This window comes from Bacteroidota bacterium (assembly GCA_018266755.1).
In the GTDB taxonomy this organism is placed as follows: Bacteria; Bacteroidota; Ignavibacteria; order Palsa-1295; family Palsa-1295; genus JAFDZW01.
Genome location: JAFDZW010000002.1, coordinates 218,085 through 235,619, shown reverse-complemented (window position 1 = coordinate 235,619; position 17,535 = coordinate 218,085). Strand labels below are relative to the sequence as shown.

The window sequence follows — 17,535 nt, the reverse complement described above, 5'->3', positions numbered from 1 at the left end:
GAATCTTTTAGGGACACCCGCCCGTATTCGGGTGTTACAAATCGGTATATGAGTAGCACACGCCTTCACGGATCGCTCAATGCCGCTGGCAAACGCTTTGCGCTCGTCGTCAGCCGGTTCAACTCGGAAGTAACCGAAGGGTTGCTCGCTGGGGCGTTCACGACGCTCGTCGGCGCCGGAGCGTCGGAATCGGACATTACGATCATCGAAACCCCGGGCGCATTCGAGATCCCGATCGCGCTCGAATGGCTGGCGCTCGGCGGTTCGTACGATGCACTTGTCGCGCTCGGTGCGGTGATTCAAGGCGAAACATCGCATTACGATCATATTTCGGAAGCGGCAATGCGAGGAATCCAGTCCGTCTCGCTCAAGTATGGCATCCCCATCGCGTGCGGAGTGCTCACGACATTTACCGACGAACAAGCTGTTGCCCGCAGCTCCGATACCGACGCCAACAAAGGCCGCGAAGCGGCACTTGCCGCGATCGAGATGGTAAACTTAAAACCGCTTTTGTGAACGTGAGGTCCATGTCCCAACGCTCGATCATTCTACTCATTCTGGCCGTCTTGTGCAGTACTGCCTCTCTCTCGCAGCCGCTGAAGCCGGGCGAGTGGCGTACCTATACCTCGATGACGAATGTCGCCGACATCCTCGTGAACCAGGATTCCTCGGAACTATGGGTTGCGACATCCGGAGGGCTGTACCGCGTCCCGCTTGCATCGGTTGACAACGCACATGTGACGGGCCTGCGAAATTCCGACGGGCTGCGCGATAACAGTTGCTCGGCGCTCGCACGTGGGCCGTCGGGAGATATCTTTGTCGGTGATAGCAGCGGCGGGATTAGTATCTTCCATCCATCGAGTGGGACGTTCGATATCGTGACTGACATCGCCTCAAGCTCACAATTCCCGCATCGTCAGATCAGCAAATTGCTCGTCGATGATAGCATATTGTATGTCTGCACCGGCTTCGGACTGAGCCTCTACGATCTCAAGAGCGGTGTGTTCACACAGACCGTTACTCGCTTCGGCAACTGGACGCTGCAGGATACTGTCTTCGACGTCACGATCGCAAACGATACGATCTATACAATCGTCAACGGTGCTGTCGCATATGCCCCAAGACATTCGTCGCAACTGAGCGCACCGTTCGCCTGGACGCTCGTCGATGCGCCTCAGGGAGTGAGCCTGCGTTCGATCACCTATTTCCACGGCAAGATCGTCGTTGGCTCGATGCAAGGGCTGTGGACGCTCAACGGTGACACACTCGCCTTTATCCCCGTGAAAGACTCCGTCTCGATCGCGCGGTTTGCACAAGATAAGCTTGGAAACGTACTCTATGCCGCCGACGCACGAGGAAATACATTGCTCTCGACAACCGATCTTGCTCAATTCACTGTCATCGCATTTCCCCGCAACTCGCTGCAAAAAACCGTCACCGCGCTTGCGGTCACCGCAAGCGGGGTTCGGATCAGCGGCTTTAATGGCGGTGGCATTACAATCGACGATGGTACGACGCCGATGATTGGTTTTTCGCCCGACGGTCCGTTGACTAACGATGTAACCGATTTGCAGTTCGCACAGGGTGGTCGTACGCTATACTCACTGTATGGGACGAACGGCCTTACACTCTTTCGTCCTGACGATGGTTCGTGGCAGCTTTTCCCGGCAAACAATGCGCCGCTGCCTCATGTTGGGTACACCCGGATCTTCTATGATTCCGTTCGTTCGACATTATGGGCTGGCGCATTCGGAGAAGGTCTATTTGCGTTCAAATTTTCTCCGTCCTTCAGTGTAACGCGATTTACCGATACAAATGGTTTTCCAATATTGTACCCGAGCACCGTCATCTCTCAACGTGCGAATCTTGACAATCAGGGAAACCTGCTCGTGCCGTTGTGGGCTGCGGATGGTCGGAGTTTGCTCATCAGTAAGGACGCGATCACATTCAATCCGGTCCAGCTTAATCCGCCCGGCGGTTGGCGGCCATACGGATCTGCCATTCAGGATCTTGATGGGTACTATTATGTCGCCACGCAGTCTTGGAATCAGCCGGAGGGCTTTGGGATCAGCGTTGTGATTCCGAGCGGGGGCGATACGAGTGTGACCTTAATTTATGGCGGGTCGGGTGGTCAACTTGCAAGCGGCAGCATCGATGCGATGGTGGTCGATCAGGATAACGGCCTATGGTGCGGGATGAACGTCGGTGTGCAGGTCGTGAGTCACTCGCGTGACTTCCAGACCGGCGCTCTCCAATTCCGCGCACGCACGCTGCGCTTCCTCGACCAGCAGATCGTCAGTTCGATTGCAGTCGATGGCGTCGGCAATAAATGGGTCGGTACACAGGATGGTGTCTTTGTCGTCTCGCCCGACGGCACCGATTCTCTGGCACACTTCACGACTGCGAATTCGCCACTGATCGACAACACCATCACGGCCATTGCGCTGGACGTGGCGACGGGCGAGGCGTATTTCTCGACACCGAAAGGAATTTCGCGGACCAGCTCCGTCTTCAAAGCAGGTGAACCCGATTATAAAACGATCCGGATCTACCCGAATCCGCTTGTGCAGGACGGCGATGATCCGGTATCGCTGACTGTGACCGGGATGAAGCAGGGTTCGTCGCTGCTTGTCCTCACACCTTCCGGAAGGCGTGTGGCGACGATCGATGCAACCCAACTCGGTTCAACCGTACGATGGAACTGTCGTGATGAGAATAATAAATTGCTGCCGAGCGGAGTGTATTTGGTCGGCGCAGTTTCGTCCGAGACCGATGTGACGGAATTCGGAATGACGAAATTTGTGTTGGTGCGAAAATAAGAGAGACAGGAAGAAGCAGATGCCAACGTATGATTATCGTTGCTCGGAGTGTTCGTTCGAACAAGAGATCTTCCAATCGATGAGCGAAGCTCCGTTGCATACATGCCCTAACTGCGGGAAGGAATCGTTCGCGCGCGTCATCTCGGGCGGCGCGGGAGTATTGTATAAAGGCGAAGGCTGGTACGTCACCGACTACAGCAAAAAATCGAGCGGCGGGAAAGAGAAGCCCGCAGCTTCCCCAGCACCTGCAACGACGCCGAAGTCCGGCGACTAACGTTTGCGCAGCAGATAGCCGTCCTGTTGTAAGTGGGGCGTCGACTCTCCCGGGAAATACGCTACTACCTCAAACCCTGTGCTCAGCCGCTCACGAACGTAACGCTCGCTTTCAAAGCTCGAGCAGACATTATGGCCCTCTTCGTTCACGTCGTACACCACCACCTCGCCAGCATCGTAGCGTTTGCGATCTTCCGGCAGCATCCGGTGCAAGAACTGCACGCCGTGCGTCGTGAAGTAGAGATACCCACCCGGTTGCAGCACCCTGCGCAGCTCATCAAGCCAGCGGTGTTGTAACGCCTCGGAGAGGTGCGTGAAGACCGAACGGGCGTAGATCAAGTCGAACGACTCGCTCTCGTAGGGCAGCGGCGGTTCGAGCGAGTTCTGTTTGAACTCGGCGAAACGGAGGTGCTCTTGGTCCCACTTGATCAGCTCGCCGTTATAGTCACAGCCATAGAGCCGGGCGCCCGTTCGTTCGCTCAAGTGCCGGATGAGGCGCCCACAGCCGCAGCCGAAATCGAGAATCGCCGTGCGCTCCGAAAGTTTGCAGCCATTCGCTTCGAGTTGGCGTGCGACGTGACCGACGATCAGCGCACCCGAATCGAGGAACACCTTCGCCCAACGATACCCGATCACGAAGAAGATGAGCCTGCCGGGAGGAACAGGCACGCCGGAGCTCGTTAGCCGCACACGAAGTTCGGTGGCGACCACCACTGGCGATAGACCGTTGACGAAGCTATAAACCACGCGGCCCGCTTTGAGCAGACCGAGGGCGCGCAAGAGGCGCTTGATGAGCGATCGCATGGGCTGAAAACGCAAACGCTGCCCGACACAGTTCGTGCCGCGGGCAGCGTTTGTTCGTAGATCTCGTGGGTGCCTCGGGCTTATGCCGCGGCGACGAGGGGTTTGCCGGACGGGTATTCCAGTCCGAGCTCGTTGTAGAGCTCCGCAAGATTGCGCGAGTTATAGTCCTTGCGGGTGATGGTTTTTCCCGTGCGCGAGAGGCGATTGAGCTCTTCGATCTTCTCTTCCTGAGCACGCTCGAAGCTCTCGGAGAGGGCTGATTGCAGCTTATCCTTCAGTGATTCTTTCATACGTATCCTTCTCCTCTATATTGAATGAACTCTGTAGAAAGTATATGAACAATCAACGAGCGCACGTGGTTTCTCAGAACCGATATTTCGGCACCAAACAGACTCTAACTTCAATCAAATGGACGCAACCGAGCGCAGCGAACGACTTCCGAAACCGACCAGAGGCGATATCCTCGAGCTTGAAACGGCCTCCGTTGCATTCGAAGGAAAAGCCGTCGCGCGACGCGAAGACGGCTATGTCGTCTTCGTCGAAGGTGCGCTCGCAAGCGAGCATGTGAAAGCCGAAGTCTTCAAAGCAAAAGGCCAGTTCGCTGAGGCGCGGTTGAAGGAGATATTGCGTCCGTCGCCCGATCGCCGCGAGGCCATCTGCAAACATTTCGGTACCTGCGGCGGCTGCGCGATCCTGCACATGAACTACAGCGCGCAGCTTGCGACGAAGACAGCGCAGGTGAAGGATGTGTTCGAGCGCATCGGCAAGATCGAGAGCCCTCCGGTGCTTGCTGCCATCGGCGCGAGTGAGCACGAGTATCATTATCGCAACAAGATGGAGTTCTCGTTCAGCGAGTCGCGCTGGCTCACGGACGAGGAGATCGCCGAAGGCGACGTGCAGGACCGCTTCGCGCTCGGCCTGCATATTCGCGGCCGCTACGACCGCGTGCTCGATAACGAAGTCTGCCACATCGCACATCCGATCATCCCGAAGCTGCTTGAACTCACGCGCGAGTTCTCCCGCGCGAACGACCTTCGCGTCTACGACCCCGACAACGTCCCCGACGGACTCCTACGCTTCCTCGTCGTTCGCAACAGCTTCCATACGTCGGAGATGATGGTAAACTTCGTCACCTCGCGCTACGACGAAGCAGTGATGGCGAAGTATGCCGAGCTCTTGAAGAAGGAGTTGCCCGAGGTCACGACGCTCGTCAACAACATCAACGGTCGCCGCGCACAAGTGGCGGCAGGGGATAGCGAGCATGTCATCTTCGGTCCGGGATTCATCACCGATCACATCGGCGCGCCGAAGTATCAGATCTCCGCGAACAGCTTCTTCCAGACGAACACCGAACAGGCCGAGACGCTCTACCGCATCGGCGAGGAATTCGCTGACCTCAAGGCCGACGATATCGTCTGGGACCTCTACTGCGGCGCCGGGACGATCTCGCTCTTCGTCGCACCGAAGGTGAAGCATGTGCTGGGCGTGGAGGTCGTCGAAGCGGCGATCGCCGATGCACATGCGAATGCCGAGCGAAACGGCATCTCGAACGTTGATTTCATCGCGGGCGATCTTCGCAAGGTTTTGCTCGACCCCGATATCCTTTCATCGTATCACAAACCGACCGCGATCATCATCGACCCGCCGCGCAGCGGCATGCATCCCGATGTGGTTCAGGAAGTGCTCGAGCTCGCACCCGAGCGCATCAGCTATATCAGTTGCAACCCCGCCACCCAAGCCCGCGACATCGCACTGATGCTCGAGAAATACGAACTCATCTCGCTGCAACCAGTCGACATGTTCCCACAGACGTGGCATATCGAGTGTGTGGCCCGGCTGCGGAGGAGGAATTGAGAATGTCGAATTGAGAATTGAGAAGGATAGAATGTCATTGCGAGGAAGTCGCGAAGCGACGACGAAGCAATCTAAGAGCTATCGTTTGACGAAGAGCTGAAGAATAGAACTCGCCTTCCCGTCGAATACACGAGCGAAGTACAAACCCTCGGCCAGCGTACTCACATCAAGTGTCTGACGGAGTTCACCATTCGCATCGCTCTTTGCAACCGCACGTCCAAGCAGATCAAACAGGATGCATTCTGATGAGACGGTCGGAAATTGAATCGCAACCGTCGATGTGCATGGATTGGGAGAAAGCATCGCCGTTGACATGGACTGCGTCGATCGTACTGAATTCACTCCAAGATATTTGACCCGAGCAATATTTGACCATGGCCCGTGCGCGACCGAATCCTTTACGCGAACACGCCAGTATCCCGTGGCAAGCATATCCGTGGTGAATGACGTCATACTCAGAATCGTATCATCGGATGTGACCGTGAAAGCGGAATCCAAGCCATACTGCAGTTCGAAGCTGACCGGTGTAGTCGGGGCATTCCATGACAGATACATGACGTCGCCATCGAAGTACGAGCTGTCTGAGGGTGACAAGATCGGTTGGAATGCGAGGACTCTGTATTCGGGGCGAGGTGGGAAGGAGAAGTCGTCATCGCCCCATTCAATGCAATCACCCTGATCTCTTGCTCCGCAAGGCGAATTACCCGAGGCACTGATAGGCCTGTACTGTGCGTCAAGATCATATCCTTCTGGGCGGCCACCGTATCCGAAGATCAATTTACGTTGCATGATACCCAGGGTCGCGCCGTGCATAAATTTCACCGTATAGGTCGTTTCACTCTGCGCAAAATTCCGTACCTCGATATCATTGACAGTGCCGTAAGCATCTGCAGCCATCATCAGTGTGGCAGTAGGCACTCCAGATTTTAGTCGTGATTCAATATCTGCTCTGTAGTGGTAGTAGTAGTAATAGTGCTTGTCGAAACCATGTCCTTGATAGTACGCCGAGTTCTGGTATATATACTCCCGATACCAGGGCCTATATGAGGTCAGCATTCTTCCGTCGCTCCTATACCCCCGTGCCCCAATCTCGACCAACCCCGCCGATCCTTTTCCACTCACCGGAATCGTAGCCCGACAGACCGAATCCGTCCACGACACGACAGGCATAGAAACGCTATCCACGAACACGAATCCTTGCGTTGCGCCAAGATCCCCAAATACGACCAACTCGCCCTTCGTTTCATCAACGAACGTGCTGTCGATGCGTGCGGGTTGGGCATGACACAACGATGTCAAGAGCCCGAGGCAGAGGACAGCGAAGATGCGACGAAGCGTCAGTTGCATGGCACAAAGTTACGGACACGGAGCCGGATTCGTAGATGCAGTTCAAGGGCAGAAAGCAATCCCCAGACTCGCCACAATTCACTTACAACGGCACCGCCCCCAGCTCCTTCATCAGCGCCATTTCGAGTTCGGTGCGTTCGACGGATTCGTCGAGGGTGACGGCGGGGGCTTCGACGCCGTTGATCGTCGGTTTCGGCGCGGGAGGCATGGCGGACTTCGCCGCCGAGATGCGCTTTTCGACTTTGCTGACGTCGATCGTCAGTCCCGGCTCGCCGAAGTACTGACGGAGATGTTCGATGAACGCGTCGCGATTGCGCGCGAAGGCATCGTCGGTAAACTTCTTCGAGATCGTGATCTTCACCGATGAACCGCTGAGCCCGGCGAACTCGATATCGTCGGATACCATCCGGAACGGGATGCTCTTCGCACCCATCGACTCCAGAAACTCCGACCACTTGATCTCCATCATCCCGACATCCGCACTTGGCCCGACCGGTGCAGCAGCCGGAGCTGGTGCCGGCGGAGCTTCCGCACGGACACGTGAGGCAGCGGGCTTCGCCGCGGGCGCAGCACTCGGCGCGGCAGCGGGTGTGGGCGTTGGCGTGCTTCGCGGGAGTGTATTGGCCGCGCCTTTGAGTGCGCGGATCTCTTCGATGAGCGACTTGACATCGATCGCGCGTTCGAGCAGCGTCATCTCGACGAGCATCAACTCGAGCGTGATACGCGGCGACGGCGATGACTTCAACCGTTCGAGCGCACGAAAACCGATCGCCGTCAGGCGCAGGATGTCACCTTCGCTGAAATTCTTCGCGTCCTTGCTGTAACGCTCCTGATGATGCTTGACAACTTCCAGTAACTGCGGCTTGCCTGTGACGATCACCGTCAGGATGTTGCGCATGTGATCGAGCAGCCCGCCGATGAACTCTTCAACATCATACCCGCGCGTGACAACATCCGAAGCTAATGCGAATGCTGTTGCGGTGGCTTGCTCGTGGATGGCGTCGGTGACGTCGAAGAAGAAATCGGCGTCGATGAGATTGAGCGCATCGCGAAGCGTACTGGCTTCGAGCTTACCACCGCTAAAGGCGACCGCCTGATCGAAGATGCTCTGGCCATCGCGCATCGAACCGTCGGCTTTCTTCGCGATTAGTAGGAGCGAATCGTCGTCGGCTTTGATGCCGTCGGTATCGGCGATCAGTCTCAAATGTTTGACGATCTCGTCGATCTGCATGCGCCGGAAATCATAGCGCTGCGTGCGCGAGAGGATCGTCGGCAGTACTTTCTGAACTTCGGTCGTTGCGAAGATAAAGACCAAGTGCGCGGGCGGTTCTTCGAGCGTCTTGAGCAACGCATTGAACGCGTTCGACGTCAGCATATGCACTTCGTCGATGATCACGACGCGGTACTTGCCCTGCAGCGGCGGGTACTTGACGTTCTCGCGCATCTCGCGGACGTCATCGACGCCGTTATTCGATGCGCCGTCGATCTCCATGACGTCCATCGAGGCGCCGGACGTGATCGAGGTGCAGATCTCGCACTTGTTGCACGGCTCGTAGCCGTTCTGGGCGGCGTTCGGGCAGTTGATGGCCTTGGCAAGCAAGCGGGCAACCGTCGTTTTGCCGCAACCGCGCTGACCGGTGAAGAGGTAGCCATGCGCCAGCCGCCCCTCGCGAATGGCGTTCTTGAGGGTGCGCGTGATGTGGTCCTGTCCGACCACTTCATCGAATCGCTGCGGGCGCCACTTTCGGGCGGTGACTTGGTATTGCTTTTCTGCCATACTTTGCTGTACAAAGATATGTTGCGGCGCATGGGTGTGGTTCCAACTGTACCTTGGCTCAGACCCCGAGAGCGTAGGAGGACCATGCACCGTAAGGTAGTGTCACAGTTTGAAATTGTCTAAATACCAGTCATTCTGAGCGAAGCGAAGAATCTCTATGGCGGAGCCTCACTGCGTTTCATCAAGGGATTCTTCGCTTCGCTCAGAATGACAGTTGGAATACAGTCGAAACTGAGCCACTACTGACTGGCACACAATTGAATTCTACCTCTCGCTTCACGGTTTACACTGCATTGAAATTCAACCGAATAGCCCATAATATGAAGCGATCGGCGATATTCCTGCTGTTGGTGTGCGTGGTATTCTCATCGATGTCCGCGAAGGCCCAGACCGGCATCCCCCGCGACACGACGCACTGGAACGATGAGGATATTTATAATCCGAATGCGACGGCTTCGGCTCCGCCGTATGCGTGGCTCGGTGCGGGATTCGTCTCTGGGGCGCTCATGACGAACCTCGATGACTTCAACAAGAACGTCTCGCAGCCGTTTCTCAAACAGGATCTTTCTGCGACGATCCCGCTCTTCGGTGCGCATCTGTTCTTTCCGTTTCCGTGGGTGAAGAATCTGCGCGTGGGCGGGGTGTTCGCAATGGGCCGCTCGCAGGTCTGCTGTGTGCCCGATACTGCTTCGAGTGGCCAGCCGCTGATGCGCACGCTGCGTGTCTCGACGGGGTACGGCGGGATCACGCTCGATTATAATCTTCCGGTCCGCATCAGTCGGTGCCATGTGCTTGCCGGGATCGAACTCGGCGTCGGAAGCTTGAACGTATGGGCCAAACAGGCAGCCAACCGGACGTCGTTCGATATCAACAACGAATTTGACAATGCGTCGAGCGTCATCACGCACACGTACTCTGCAAGCATGATCGTCTTTAAGCCGCAGGTGACATTCGAGTGGGCGCCACTGAATTTCCTGATGCTTCGCGCATCGCTCGGCTATCAGGGTACGTCGATCGGGACGTGGTATGCTGACGAAGACGTTTCGCTCGGCAACACCGACAAACTCTCGACGACCAAGGGCGGCGGTCTCGTCGCGAACGCAGGTATCTATTTAGGGATCTTTCAGTAATGCTGAGTTCTTAGCACTCAGCACTTAGCACTCAGCACTCAGCACCTAACACTGCCATGTGGACAAAGAAGCAGCAGCTCTACGAAGGAAAAGCGAAGAAGATTTGGTCGGTCAATGAATCCGACGATCTTGTGATTCAAGAATTTAAGAATGATGCCACGGCTTTCAACGGCGAGAAGCGAGGCTCGTGGTCGAACAAAGGAATCGTGAACAATACGGTCGCTTCGACGCTCTTCAAATATCTCGAATCGCACGGCATCAAGACGCATTTCGTCGAACAGCTTTCGCCGAACGAGATGCTCATCAAAAAACTTACGATTGTACCGCTCGAGGTGATCGTGCGCAACCGTTCTGCCGGAAGTTTCTGCAAACGCTACGGCGCGAAAGAGGGCATTATCTTCGAGAAGCCGACCTTCGAGTTCTCGTACAAGAAAGACGAGCTCGGCGATCCGCTCATCAATGACAGCCACGCCATCGCCCTCGGCCTTGCTACAGAAGCCGATATCGCACAGATCCGCGAACAGGCGTTGCTCGTGAACGACCTGCTACAGACCTTCTTCCTCGATCGCGGGGTCATCCTCGTGGACTTCAAACTGGAGTTCGGCAAACATCACGGAGAGATACTCCTCGGCGACGAGATCTCACCGGACACCTGCCGTTTCTGGGATGCCGCTACCGGCGCGAAGATGGATAAAGACCTCTTCCGCTTCGATCTCGGCGACGTCTCGAGCGCCTATGCGACCATGCTCGAGAAAGTGACGCATTAAGTCTGCTTTACTTCGCAACGACGATCTGCTTCGTGCAGGTCGTCGTCTGCGATCGCACCAGCACGGTGTATGTCCCGTTTGCAAGTAATGACGAATTCGCCACGTCGATCACGCCGTTTCCTCCTGTTGCCTGCACACTGCCCGAACAAATCACTCTGCCGAGACCGTCGACCAATTGCCACTGCAGCGATCCTTGCGTAGTGCATGTGTAACGCACGCAAATCGTGCGATCCGCTCCGCCCGAGGGGTTCGGCACCGGATCCTGGAGTATTAGATCTTCGCTGCTGATAGTGTGTTCTTCCGGGACCGATTCCTCGAGTGTATGATATGCCTGTAATGCATATCCGTAGCTATCGATCGGACCGAAGCCGTAGACGCGTGCGCTGTATTTGACGGCGTCGCTTCCAATCAGATGGTCGCCCTGCGTGACGGGGATGTCCGCAACCGTATAGCCACTGCCTTCGACCGACCGTTCATCCGTTGCAGGGATGGGGTGTCCGTCGAATGTCAGCTTGCTGATGTCTGTGTCCGACGCAACGATACTGACAAATTGCGATGTGTATGCCGTGTTTGATTCCGCGATGAGGTGTTGTTCATGGAAGAAGTAGCCCAGTGGCGGACAGACGATCATCGAGGGATCGCCGTACGGTGTCCCATTATTGTTGTTTCCATCAAGGCTCGAATGCATGAACTGCACCGCAAGCAGTGGACCGCTTCCCTTGATGACTGCGTAACTATCGAGCTTGGGGATCTCGTAGAATTGTCCTGCATTGAATATGCCGACTGTTATTCCATCTACTTTGATCGTGTTCCCATCCACACCACTGATGATGCGAACAAGATCGGGCAGCGTGGACGAGGATGTTCTCGTCGCGATTGCAGTCGGCTGCCAGTAGCTCACCGGCAGCATCTGCTCGCAGAGAAAGTCTCGTGAACCAGTTTGACTTCCGAAATTCTTGGCGTAGGATGGAATCGCAGTCCGCACGTGTCCTGCGAGAACTGCAACCGGACGATCCGACGAAATTTTGCTGCCGGTCAAATCGCTCGTTGAATCATCGACCTTCGATTGGACAATCAGGACGTCGCCCGCATTGATCGGTAGGGTTGTCGAGCCCTTCGGTAGCGCCTTGCTATCGGTCGGCAGCGTTACCGTAATGTGCGAGCTATCTGCCAGACCGATCACCGCGAATTCGCCCGGGGTGCTATTGCCTCCAGGGTAGATGCTCGGTTTGTAAGACATCACATAGTAGTTCGTCCCAAGCACCTCGCGTGGCAGGACTTCCCATGAGTCGGTCGACCACAGTTTGTGCTCATAGGCAATTACTTCGGCGCGTTGGTCGGTCGTGATCTCGACAGCCATCCCGGACTGCGGGGCTGGGATATCGCTACACTCAACGCTTGGCTGTCCCATTGACAGATCGCCTGAGACGAGCCGCAGACTCAGCAGCCCCTCTGCAGGCACGGTCGTATCGAATGTGATCGATAGTGCACGCTGGCTCAGGCGTACCGTAGTGCCCGCCGGAGCGGCAATGCGAAGCTCGAAATCATTTTCATGTTCCGACCCGCCCTGATTTTGCATGAACGCAGTGACATACTCGTATTGAGACAACTGTGCACGTGCCGTATCAACCAAGGCAATGTAGACAAGCATGAGCGTTGGCACTATCACTGCGATTGGGATCGATCGTTTCATAGAGTGGGGGTGTCGGTTGTGTATAGATAACCACTACCTCTGATAATGTCGCACGCAGAGGATGAAGCTCAGCGACAGCATGAGCAGCACCGAGGTAACTCTCCGAACGCTTGCTCGGTGCGCACGCTACCGTGCGAGTATAATCTTCTCTGCTGACGAATGCAGTACGGCACCGGACGAACCGAACGCATTCACTCGGAGCAGATAAATTCCGTTTTGTAGTTGTGCATCCAAGACGACACTCAGTACGCCATCACCGTGGGTGACGGTTGAGCCACCGGATACATTCCTGCCTGCCGCGTCGTAGAGTGCCCATTGTAATTGGGTTCCGGCCGGGGACTGAACATGCGCCTGAATCGAGTTGCCGCTATTGACGGGGTTCGGCGCAATGCGGTCGATACGGAAGCGATCGATTACAGCAGATTCGGTCGGTACGCTGAGCTTCGGATCCGCAAAGAGCGATGTTGGGAATGTGTATGCATAGCTGCTGACCTGACCGAAACCGCAGATGCTCACTGTGTAGGGGGCGGTGGCGCTCACGATATGATCGCCGGCGCTGAGCGAAAACCGAACGAACGAATAGCCGGTCGCACCGATGGGGTTTGCGGCCGCCGGATTGATCGGAGCGCCGTCGATCATGATGGAGCCGACATCCGATTGCTTCGCGATGATCGTGCTAAAGATAAACGTAAAGCCCGTCGGGTTCGTGATCGCAGTGAGATGATGTATCCCGCCGACGACCGGCGGACGGTCGGCGATCGAGAGCGAGGGATCGGCCTGCGCATTCACCCCGCTCGCTGTGTGCAGATATTCACCGACAAGGATCGGCCCCGTACCCTCGATCAGAGAGCGGCCGATACTATCGATCTGCACGAACTGGCCTGCCTGGATCACACCAATGTTCACTCCGTCAACAGAAATGACATTGCTGTCGGAAGCACTGAGCACTCTCACAAGCGTTTGCGGTTCATTTGCCGTCAGCGGAATCACGAGCGCCTGTTTTGCCCATGCCGTAATCGGTGGCATTTGCTCGCACAGAAAATCGCGGCTGGTACGAAGGGCACCGGAATTATCGGTGAACGTATAGTAGCTCGGGCATTCGGTGCGGCGGTGTCCGCTTAAGACGGCGATCGGTTTATCCGAGCTGATGAGCGATCCGGTCAGGTCCATCGACGAATCGGCCGTCGAACCCCAAATCTGTACGACATCACCTGCATTGAGCGTATATGTCAGCGGTCCCACGGTTCCCGCCATCGTCATCGTGCGAGGTGTGATCGTTACTTGGGTGTTATTCTCGGTTGCGGTCACGGTAAACTCACTCGGATGGTCCAGACCAGTACCAAACATCATAGGATTGACCGACGCATTAAAACACAGTGGTCGGTATGATGTCCCGAGGATATTCGTCGGGTACACGACCCAAGCATCGCTCGTCATCGGCTTACTACTGATCGCCACCACCTGAACGGCCGCATCGGTAGTGATATGTATCGCTTTGTTCGATTCCACTACCTCCGTCGACTGGCACTCGACGCCCGACGGAAGTAGAACGCGGGCCGTGGTGTTTGCGGCAATGATCGTATCGAGCGCAAACTTCGTCTGTCCCTGTGTGATCGACACATGGGTTTGGATCGATGCGCTGATAAGTAACTCGAAGGTCAATGAAGCACTCGTTTCATAGTCCGCTAGCTCGTTTGCGGGAAACGTCGTGTAGAAATCGCGGCCCCACATCGCCTGGTCCTGCGAATGCGCGGAGGTGGCACACAATGAAAGGAGTGCTGCGACGACGCAGATCGAAGCATGTCGGAATGTGTTCATAGTGCTCTGTCCTGGACAAATGTAGCTGCACGGCGGACCCCCGGACGCGCAGATGTGATTGTTGGCAAACGGAAGACCCAAAGAAATCGTTACCCACCGCAACGGAGGTTTTTCTTTTTTTATCCGTAACCGTCTGATTTGTTTACCCGCTACGGTACTGATGTGATTATCGGCGTCCTGGTGACGGTCGCCATTATTGTCGCGCTGGCACTCTGGAGCGACGAGCGCTGGGTGCGCATCGTCTGCTTCGCGGTGGCGGCGTTCCTCGTTCTCTTCACCGCGAACTTCTTTCGCGATCCCGACCGCACCGCCAACACCGGCGGCAAGCCCGTCGACGATTTCGTCATTTCGCCTGCCGACGGTAAGGTCGTGCTCATCAAGGAAGTGGACGAACCAGATTACATCGGCGGCCGCGCGACGATGGTCTCGATCTTCATGTCGCCACTCGACGTTCATGTCAACCGCATGCCCGCAAGCGGGACGGTGGAATATCTCAAGTACATCCCCGGCAAATTCCTTGTCGCGAGCGAACCTGAGGCCGTCAGCCAGAACGAGCGGCAGTGCATCGGCATGAATGCCGGCGGCCGCAAGATCCTCTTCAATCAGGTGACGGGGTATGTCGCGCGTCGCATCGTGTGTACGCTCAAGCAAGGACAGACTGTAACAAGCGGCGAACGCTTCGGTATGATCAAGTTCGGGTCGCGCGTCGACGTCTATCTGCCGGCAGGCACACCGCTCTTGGTGAAAGAAGGCGACGTGACGCGTTCCGGAGAAACCCCAATCGCACGGTGGCAGGCCGCCCATTAATACAGCGCACGCGTTCGGTTATTCCGTCGCTCTTTACGTCGATGAACCTCTTCAGCGGGTTCATCGCGATCAAGTGTGCGATGATGGATGGCAACTACGAAAAAGCCGCGTGGTTCATCGTCCTCGGCGCGATCTTCGATACGCTCGACGGCCTCATGGCGCGCCTAACGCACTCGGCATCGGAGTTCGGCGTCGAGCTCGATTCGCTTGCCGACGTCGTCACGTTCGGCGTCGCACCGAGCGCCATCATCTACAAGCTCTTCTTCTATCAATACGCCGGCGTCGGGATGCTCGTCGCCGCACTACCTGCGATCTGCGGTGCGCTTCGGCTTGCGCGCTTCAACGTGCAACTTGTCGGCTTCGATAAGGATTACTTCCGTGGCCTGCCGATTCCGTCAGCCGCGCTCTTTATTGTTTCGTTCGTCGTCTTCCACTTCAATCGCCACTCGCCTGAGTTCATCGCACCCCAAACGTTCGACGCATTGATGTTCTTCGTGACAATTGGCGCCTCGGCGTTGATGGTGAGCACCGTGAAGTACGAGACGATGCCGAAATTCTCCGGCGCGGCGATCAAGAAGGAGCCGTGGAAATTTATCGTCGTGCTCGTCGCCATCGTCGCGGCGATCGTCACAAAAGGCTCGGCGATCTTCCCATTCTTTTTCGCATTCGCGATCTTCGGCGCTGTGCGCTCGATGATCGTCCGTGTACGCCGCTACCTCAAAGAACGCAACGCCACCGCCCTCTTCGACGAAGACGAACTCGAGGAAGAAGACCGCTCGATGCTTGGGATGTGACCCGTGTTGCTGGAGCACTGCGATCGGACCGAGCTATTTCTTCTTCGCTTGCTTCGGCGCTTCGTAGGCCCCGTAGCGGATTGCTGCGACGAGAACGTCTGAGTCAATATCCTTCAGCGCTTTGAACTTGATGCAGTATCCCGTGACGCTCGCTTTGCCGAGCTTCTTTCCGAACGTCTTTGCCAAATACGTTTTGTCGGCGATGCCGAGGATATAGACGGAGATGCCGGTCTTGTTTGCACTGAGTCCGATCTGGAAGAAGTCTTTGGTCTTCCCGTTGGCATACGTGATCGTCTGCAAGCCATAGCCGATCGTCGGGTTGCTGACGGTCTTTCCCGTCTCGTCGGTTCCGTCGGAGAACCAGAGCTTGCACTTCGGCATCGCCGCGAGTGTCAGCGTATGCAGTGCTTGAATGTCGCTTCGTTTCCCTTCCGGTTGGCTTGTAATGAATGCGTTGATCTGTGCCTGGACGGTCATATGGGTGGTGTGATGATTGTAGCTGAATCTGTCCACGCCAACTGACTGGTCGAACCGGAGGTTCCGGTGTGACTTCAGAAGGTACACAGTGGAGTTATCCGGCGCCATGTAACCACGCCCGCACACATGCATTGATACAAAGTGCGGCGTGCAGGAATATCGTCACCCATATGTCACAAATGATCGCCCGATCGTGTCATTCGTGTACTTCACATCTTACAGGCAATGAAAATTACTCCTATCGTCCTCTGTGCCATATGCGCACTCTGTATAGCGTTCGGTGTCGGACGGGCACAAATCACCTCAGAGCACAAATATCATGCCGATTCGCTGAACATTGGAAAATTGTGGCTGCTCGAGGTGGACTCGGCCGATTGGCGCTATGTGTATCTGACCGGCACGTCGAATGCCGACACCATCTCTGTGTACACCCTTGCGCACCAACTCGAAAAGGTTATCCCAATTCCTCTGACTCCGCCGAAGTTCGCCGGTCCCGGCTATCCGGGATTGCGGCTCGAGTACTTCGCTCGTCGACTCTTCGATCTCGACGATCAGTACGAGTATCTGGTCTATACGGGTTCTGAGCTGTCGCCATCGACATACATCTTCAACGAATCGGGCAAAACCGTTTTTTCATGCGATTCCTGTCAGCCGAGCTACAGTGAATGGACCTCTGGTCCGCGGAATCACGACGCCATCGTATCCACGACTTCCGGTTCCAAGATGTTGATGACGTTCGTCACAAAACCCGTCGGCTACCAAGAGGTGTATTCGTTGCCCGGCAACTTGCCGGGTGCGATGCAGGCGTTCCGGGCACAGAGCGGTGTTACATCCACGGCTGAGAATGGTAGTGGCTCGGCCGCAGCCTTTCCAAATCCCGCAAGCAAAGAAGTCCGCATCGTGTACACGCTTCCTGCTGGAGCAACGACCGCTGACCTCGTCATCTCCGACGTCTTGGGAAAAGAGTGTAAGCGCTACCGCGTCGGCAGCGCATTCAACGACATCCTTATCAGCCCTGGCGAACTCTCCTCGGGTACGTATTTCTATTCGCTCGTGAGCGAGAAGGGACGCAGCGAGGTACGGAAGTTGGTGGTCGGGAAATAAGATATCTCCGAACGGATAGGAGGTGCTGCTCGTGGACTGTTTTCGAGTTCGATCTCGTTCTGTTCAGTTGA

Annotated in this window: 16 protein-coding genes; 9 read left to right on the top strand and 7 right to left on the bottom strand. The window is 56.1% G+C overall.

What is annotated here, in order from left to right:
* Nucleotides 1-48: 48 nt before the first annotated feature.
* The 3 genes from JSS75_03510 to JSS75_03500 are packed head-to-tail and all read left to right on the top strand — an operon-like array spanning nt 49 to nt 3,093.
* The gene (locus JSS75_03510) at nt 49-516 is read left to right on the top strand and encodes a 6,7-dimethyl-8-ribityllumazine synthase (GenBank protein ID MBS1902749.1); all 468 of its coding nucleotides are present in this window, start codon (nt 49-51) and stop codon (nt 514-516) included.
* A gap of 11 nt (nt 517-527) precedes the next feature.
* Nucleotides 528-2,819: a hypothetical protein gene (locus tag JSS75_03505; protein ID MBS1902748.1), complete on the top strand. Its 2,292-nt coding sequence runs from the start codon at nt 528-530 to the stop codon at nt 2,817-2,819.
* A gap of 19 nt (nt 2,820-2,838) precedes the next feature.
* Complete coding sequence (locus tag JSS75_03500) at nt 2,839-3,093, top strand: zinc ribbon domain-containing protein (protein ID MBS1902747.1); 255 nt, start codon at nt 2,839-2,841, stop codon at nt 3,091-3,093.
* Here the strand turns inward: JSS75_03500 and JSS75_03495 are convergent.
* Nucleotides 3,090-3,896 carry a class I SAM-dependent methyltransferase gene (locus JSS75_03495; protein ID MBS1902746.1) on the bottom strand — a complete coding sequence of 269 codons (807 nt, stop codon included), beginning with the start codon at nt 3,894-3,896 and terminating at the stop codon, nt 3,090-3,092. The two genes, JSS75_03500 and JSS75_03495, sit on opposite strands and share 4 nt — an antisense overlap.
* A gap of 80 nt (nt 3,897-3,976) precedes the next feature.
* Entirely contained in the window at nt 3,977-4,186 is a 210-nt protein-coding gene (locus JSS75_03490; protein MBS1902745.1) for a hypothetical protein, read from the bottom strand.
* A 118-nt stretch (nt 4,187-4,304) separates the two neighbouring features.
* Here JSS75_03490 and rlmD point away from each other — a divergent pair, with 118 nt between their 5' ends.
* A complete protein-coding gene (gene rlmD / locus JSS75_03485) occupies nt 4,305-5,750 on the top strand; it encodes a 23S rRNA (uracil(1939)-C(5))-methyltransferase RlmD (GenBank protein MBS1902744.1) in 1,446 nt (481 codons plus the stop codon).
* Nucleotides 5,751-5,828: 78 nt separating this feature from the next.
* On the opposite strand, the gene JSS75_03480 is transcribed toward rlmD, so the two are convergent.
* Nucleotides 5,829-7,097 carry a T9SS type A sorting domain-containing protein gene (locus JSS75_03480; protein ID MBS1902743.1) on the bottom strand — a complete coding sequence of 423 codons (1,269 nt, stop codon included), beginning with the start codon at nt 7,095-7,097 and terminating at the stop codon, nt 5,829-5,831.
* Between the two features lie 82 nt (nt 7,098-7,179).
* Nucleotides 7,180-8,874, bottom strand: a complete 1,695-nt coding sequence (gene dnaX, locus JSS75_03475; GenBank protein ID MBS1902742.1) for a DNA polymerase III subunit gamma/tau — start codon at nt 8,872-8,874, stop codon at nt 7,180-7,182.
* Nucleotides 8,875-9,194: 320 nt separating this feature from the next.
* Between dnaX and JSS75_03470 the strand changes: the two genes are divergently transcribed.
* Together JSS75_03470 and JSS75_03465 are read left to right on the top strand one after the other, a co-directional pair.
* Nucleotides 9,195-10,004 (top strand): hypothetical protein, encoded by an 810-nt coding sequence (locus JSS75_03470; GenBank protein ID MBS1902741.1) that lies wholly within the window; start codon nt 9,195-9,197, stop codon nt 10,002-10,004.
* Nucleotides 10,005-10,060: 56 nt separating this feature from the next.
* Complete coding sequence (locus JSS75_03465; GenBank protein MBS1902740.1) at nt 10,061-10,771, top strand: phosphoribosylaminoimidazolesuccinocarboxamide synthase; 711 nt, start codon at nt 10,061-10,063, stop codon at nt 10,769-10,771.
* 7 nt (nt 10,772-10,778) lie between these two features.
* On the opposite strand, the gene JSS75_03460 is transcribed toward JSS75_03465, so the two are convergent.
* The gene (locus tag JSS75_03460) at nt 10,779-12,464 is read right to left on the bottom strand and encodes a T9SS type A sorting domain-containing protein (protein ID MBS1902739.1); all 1,686 of its coding nucleotides are present in this window, start codon (nt 12,462-12,464) and stop codon (nt 10,779-10,781) included.
* Between the two features lie 126 nt (nt 12,465-12,590).
* The gene (locus tag JSS75_03455; protein ID MBS1902738.1) at nt 12,591-14,282 is read right to left on the bottom strand and encodes a T9SS type A sorting domain-containing protein; all 1,692 of its coding nucleotides are present in this window, start codon (nt 14,280-14,282) and stop codon (nt 12,591-12,593) included.
* Nucleotides 14,283-14,420: 138 nt separating this feature from the next.
* Between JSS75_03455 and JSS75_03450 the strand changes: the two genes are divergently transcribed.
* Complete coding sequence (locus tag JSS75_03450) at nt 14,421-15,089, top strand: phosphatidylserine decarboxylase family protein (protein MBS1902737.1); 669 nt, start codon at nt 14,421-14,423, stop codon at nt 15,087-15,089.
* Nucleotides 15,071-15,883 (top strand): CDP-diacylglycerol--serine O-phosphatidyltransferase, encoded by an 813-nt coding sequence (gene pssA / locus JSS75_03445; GenBank protein MBS1902736.1) that lies wholly within the window; start codon nt 15,071-15,073, stop codon nt 15,881-15,883. The genes JSS75_03450 and pssA overlap by 19 nt, the downstream gene beginning before the upstream one ends.
* A 33-nt stretch (nt 15,884-15,916) precedes the next feature.
* Here the strand turns inward: pssA and JSS75_03440 are convergent, their stop codons facing one another.
* Nucleotides 15,917-16,360 (bottom strand): DUF1801 domain-containing protein, encoded by a 444-nt coding sequence (locus JSS75_03440; GenBank protein MBS1902735.1) that lies wholly within the window; start codon nt 16,358-16,360, stop codon nt 15,917-15,919.
* A 225-nt stretch (nt 16,361-16,585) separates the two neighbouring features.
* Between JSS75_03440 and JSS75_03435 the strand changes: the two genes are divergently transcribed.
* Nucleotides 16,586-17,464, top strand: a complete 879-nt coding sequence (locus JSS75_03435) for a T9SS type A sorting domain-containing protein (protein MBS1902734.1) — start codon at nt 16,586-16,588, stop codon at nt 17,462-17,464.
* The last annotated feature ends 71 nt before the right edge of the window (nt 17,465-17,535 follow it).

Coding starts and splice junctions, on each gene's coding strand:
- JSS75_03495 (MBS1902746.1), bottom strand. CDS start 3,896: ATGCGATCGCTCATCAAGCGCCTCTTGCGCGCCCTCGGTCTGCTCAAA.
- rlmD (MBS1902744.1), top strand. CDS start 4,305: ATGGACGCAACCGAGCGCAGCGAACGACTTCCGAAACCGACCAGAGGC.
- JSS75_03465 (MBS1902740.1), top strand. CDS start 10,061: ATGTGGACAAAGAAGCAGCAGCTCTACGAAGGAAAAGCGAAGAAGATT.
- JSS75_03505 (MBS1902748.1), top strand. CDS start 528: ATGTCCCAACGCTCGATCATTCTACTCATTCTGGCCGTCTTGTGCAGT.
- dnaX (MBS1902742.1), bottom strand. CDS start 8,874: ATGGCAGAAAAGCAATACCAAGTCACCGCCCGAAAGTGGCGCCCGCAG.
- JSS75_03510 (MBS1902749.1), top strand. CDS start 49: ATGAGTAGCACACGCCTTCACGGATCGCTCAATGCCGCTGGCAAACGC.
- JSS75_03470 (MBS1902741.1), top strand. CDS start 9,195: ATGAAGCGATCGGCGATATTCCTGCTGTTGGTGTGCGTGGTATTCTCA.
- JSS75_03440 (MBS1902735.1), bottom strand. CDS start 16,360: ATGACCGTCCAGGCACAGATCAACGCATTCATTACAAGCCAACCGGAA.
- JSS75_03490 (MBS1902745.1), bottom strand. CDS start 4,186: ATGAAAGAATCACTGAAGGATAAGCTGCAATCAGCCCTCTCCGAGAGC.
- JSS75_03455 (MBS1902738.1), bottom strand. CDS start 14,282: ATGAACACATTCCGACATGCTTCGATCTGCGTCGTCGCAGCACTCCTT.
- JSS75_03460 (MBS1902739.1), bottom strand. CDS start 12,464: ATGAAACGATCGATCCCAATCGCAGTGATAGTGCCAACGCTCATGCTT.
- JSS75_03480 (MBS1902743.1), bottom strand. CDS start 7,097: ATGCAACTGACGCTTCGTCGCATCTTCGCTGTCCTCTGCCTCGGGCTC.
- JSS75_03500 (MBS1902747.1), top strand. CDS start 2,839: ATGCCAACGTATGATTATCGTTGCTCGGAGTGTTCGTTCGAACAAGAG.
- JSS75_03435 (MBS1902734.1), top strand. CDS start 16,586: ATGAAAATTACTCCTATCGTCCTCTGTGCCATATGCGCACTCTGTATA.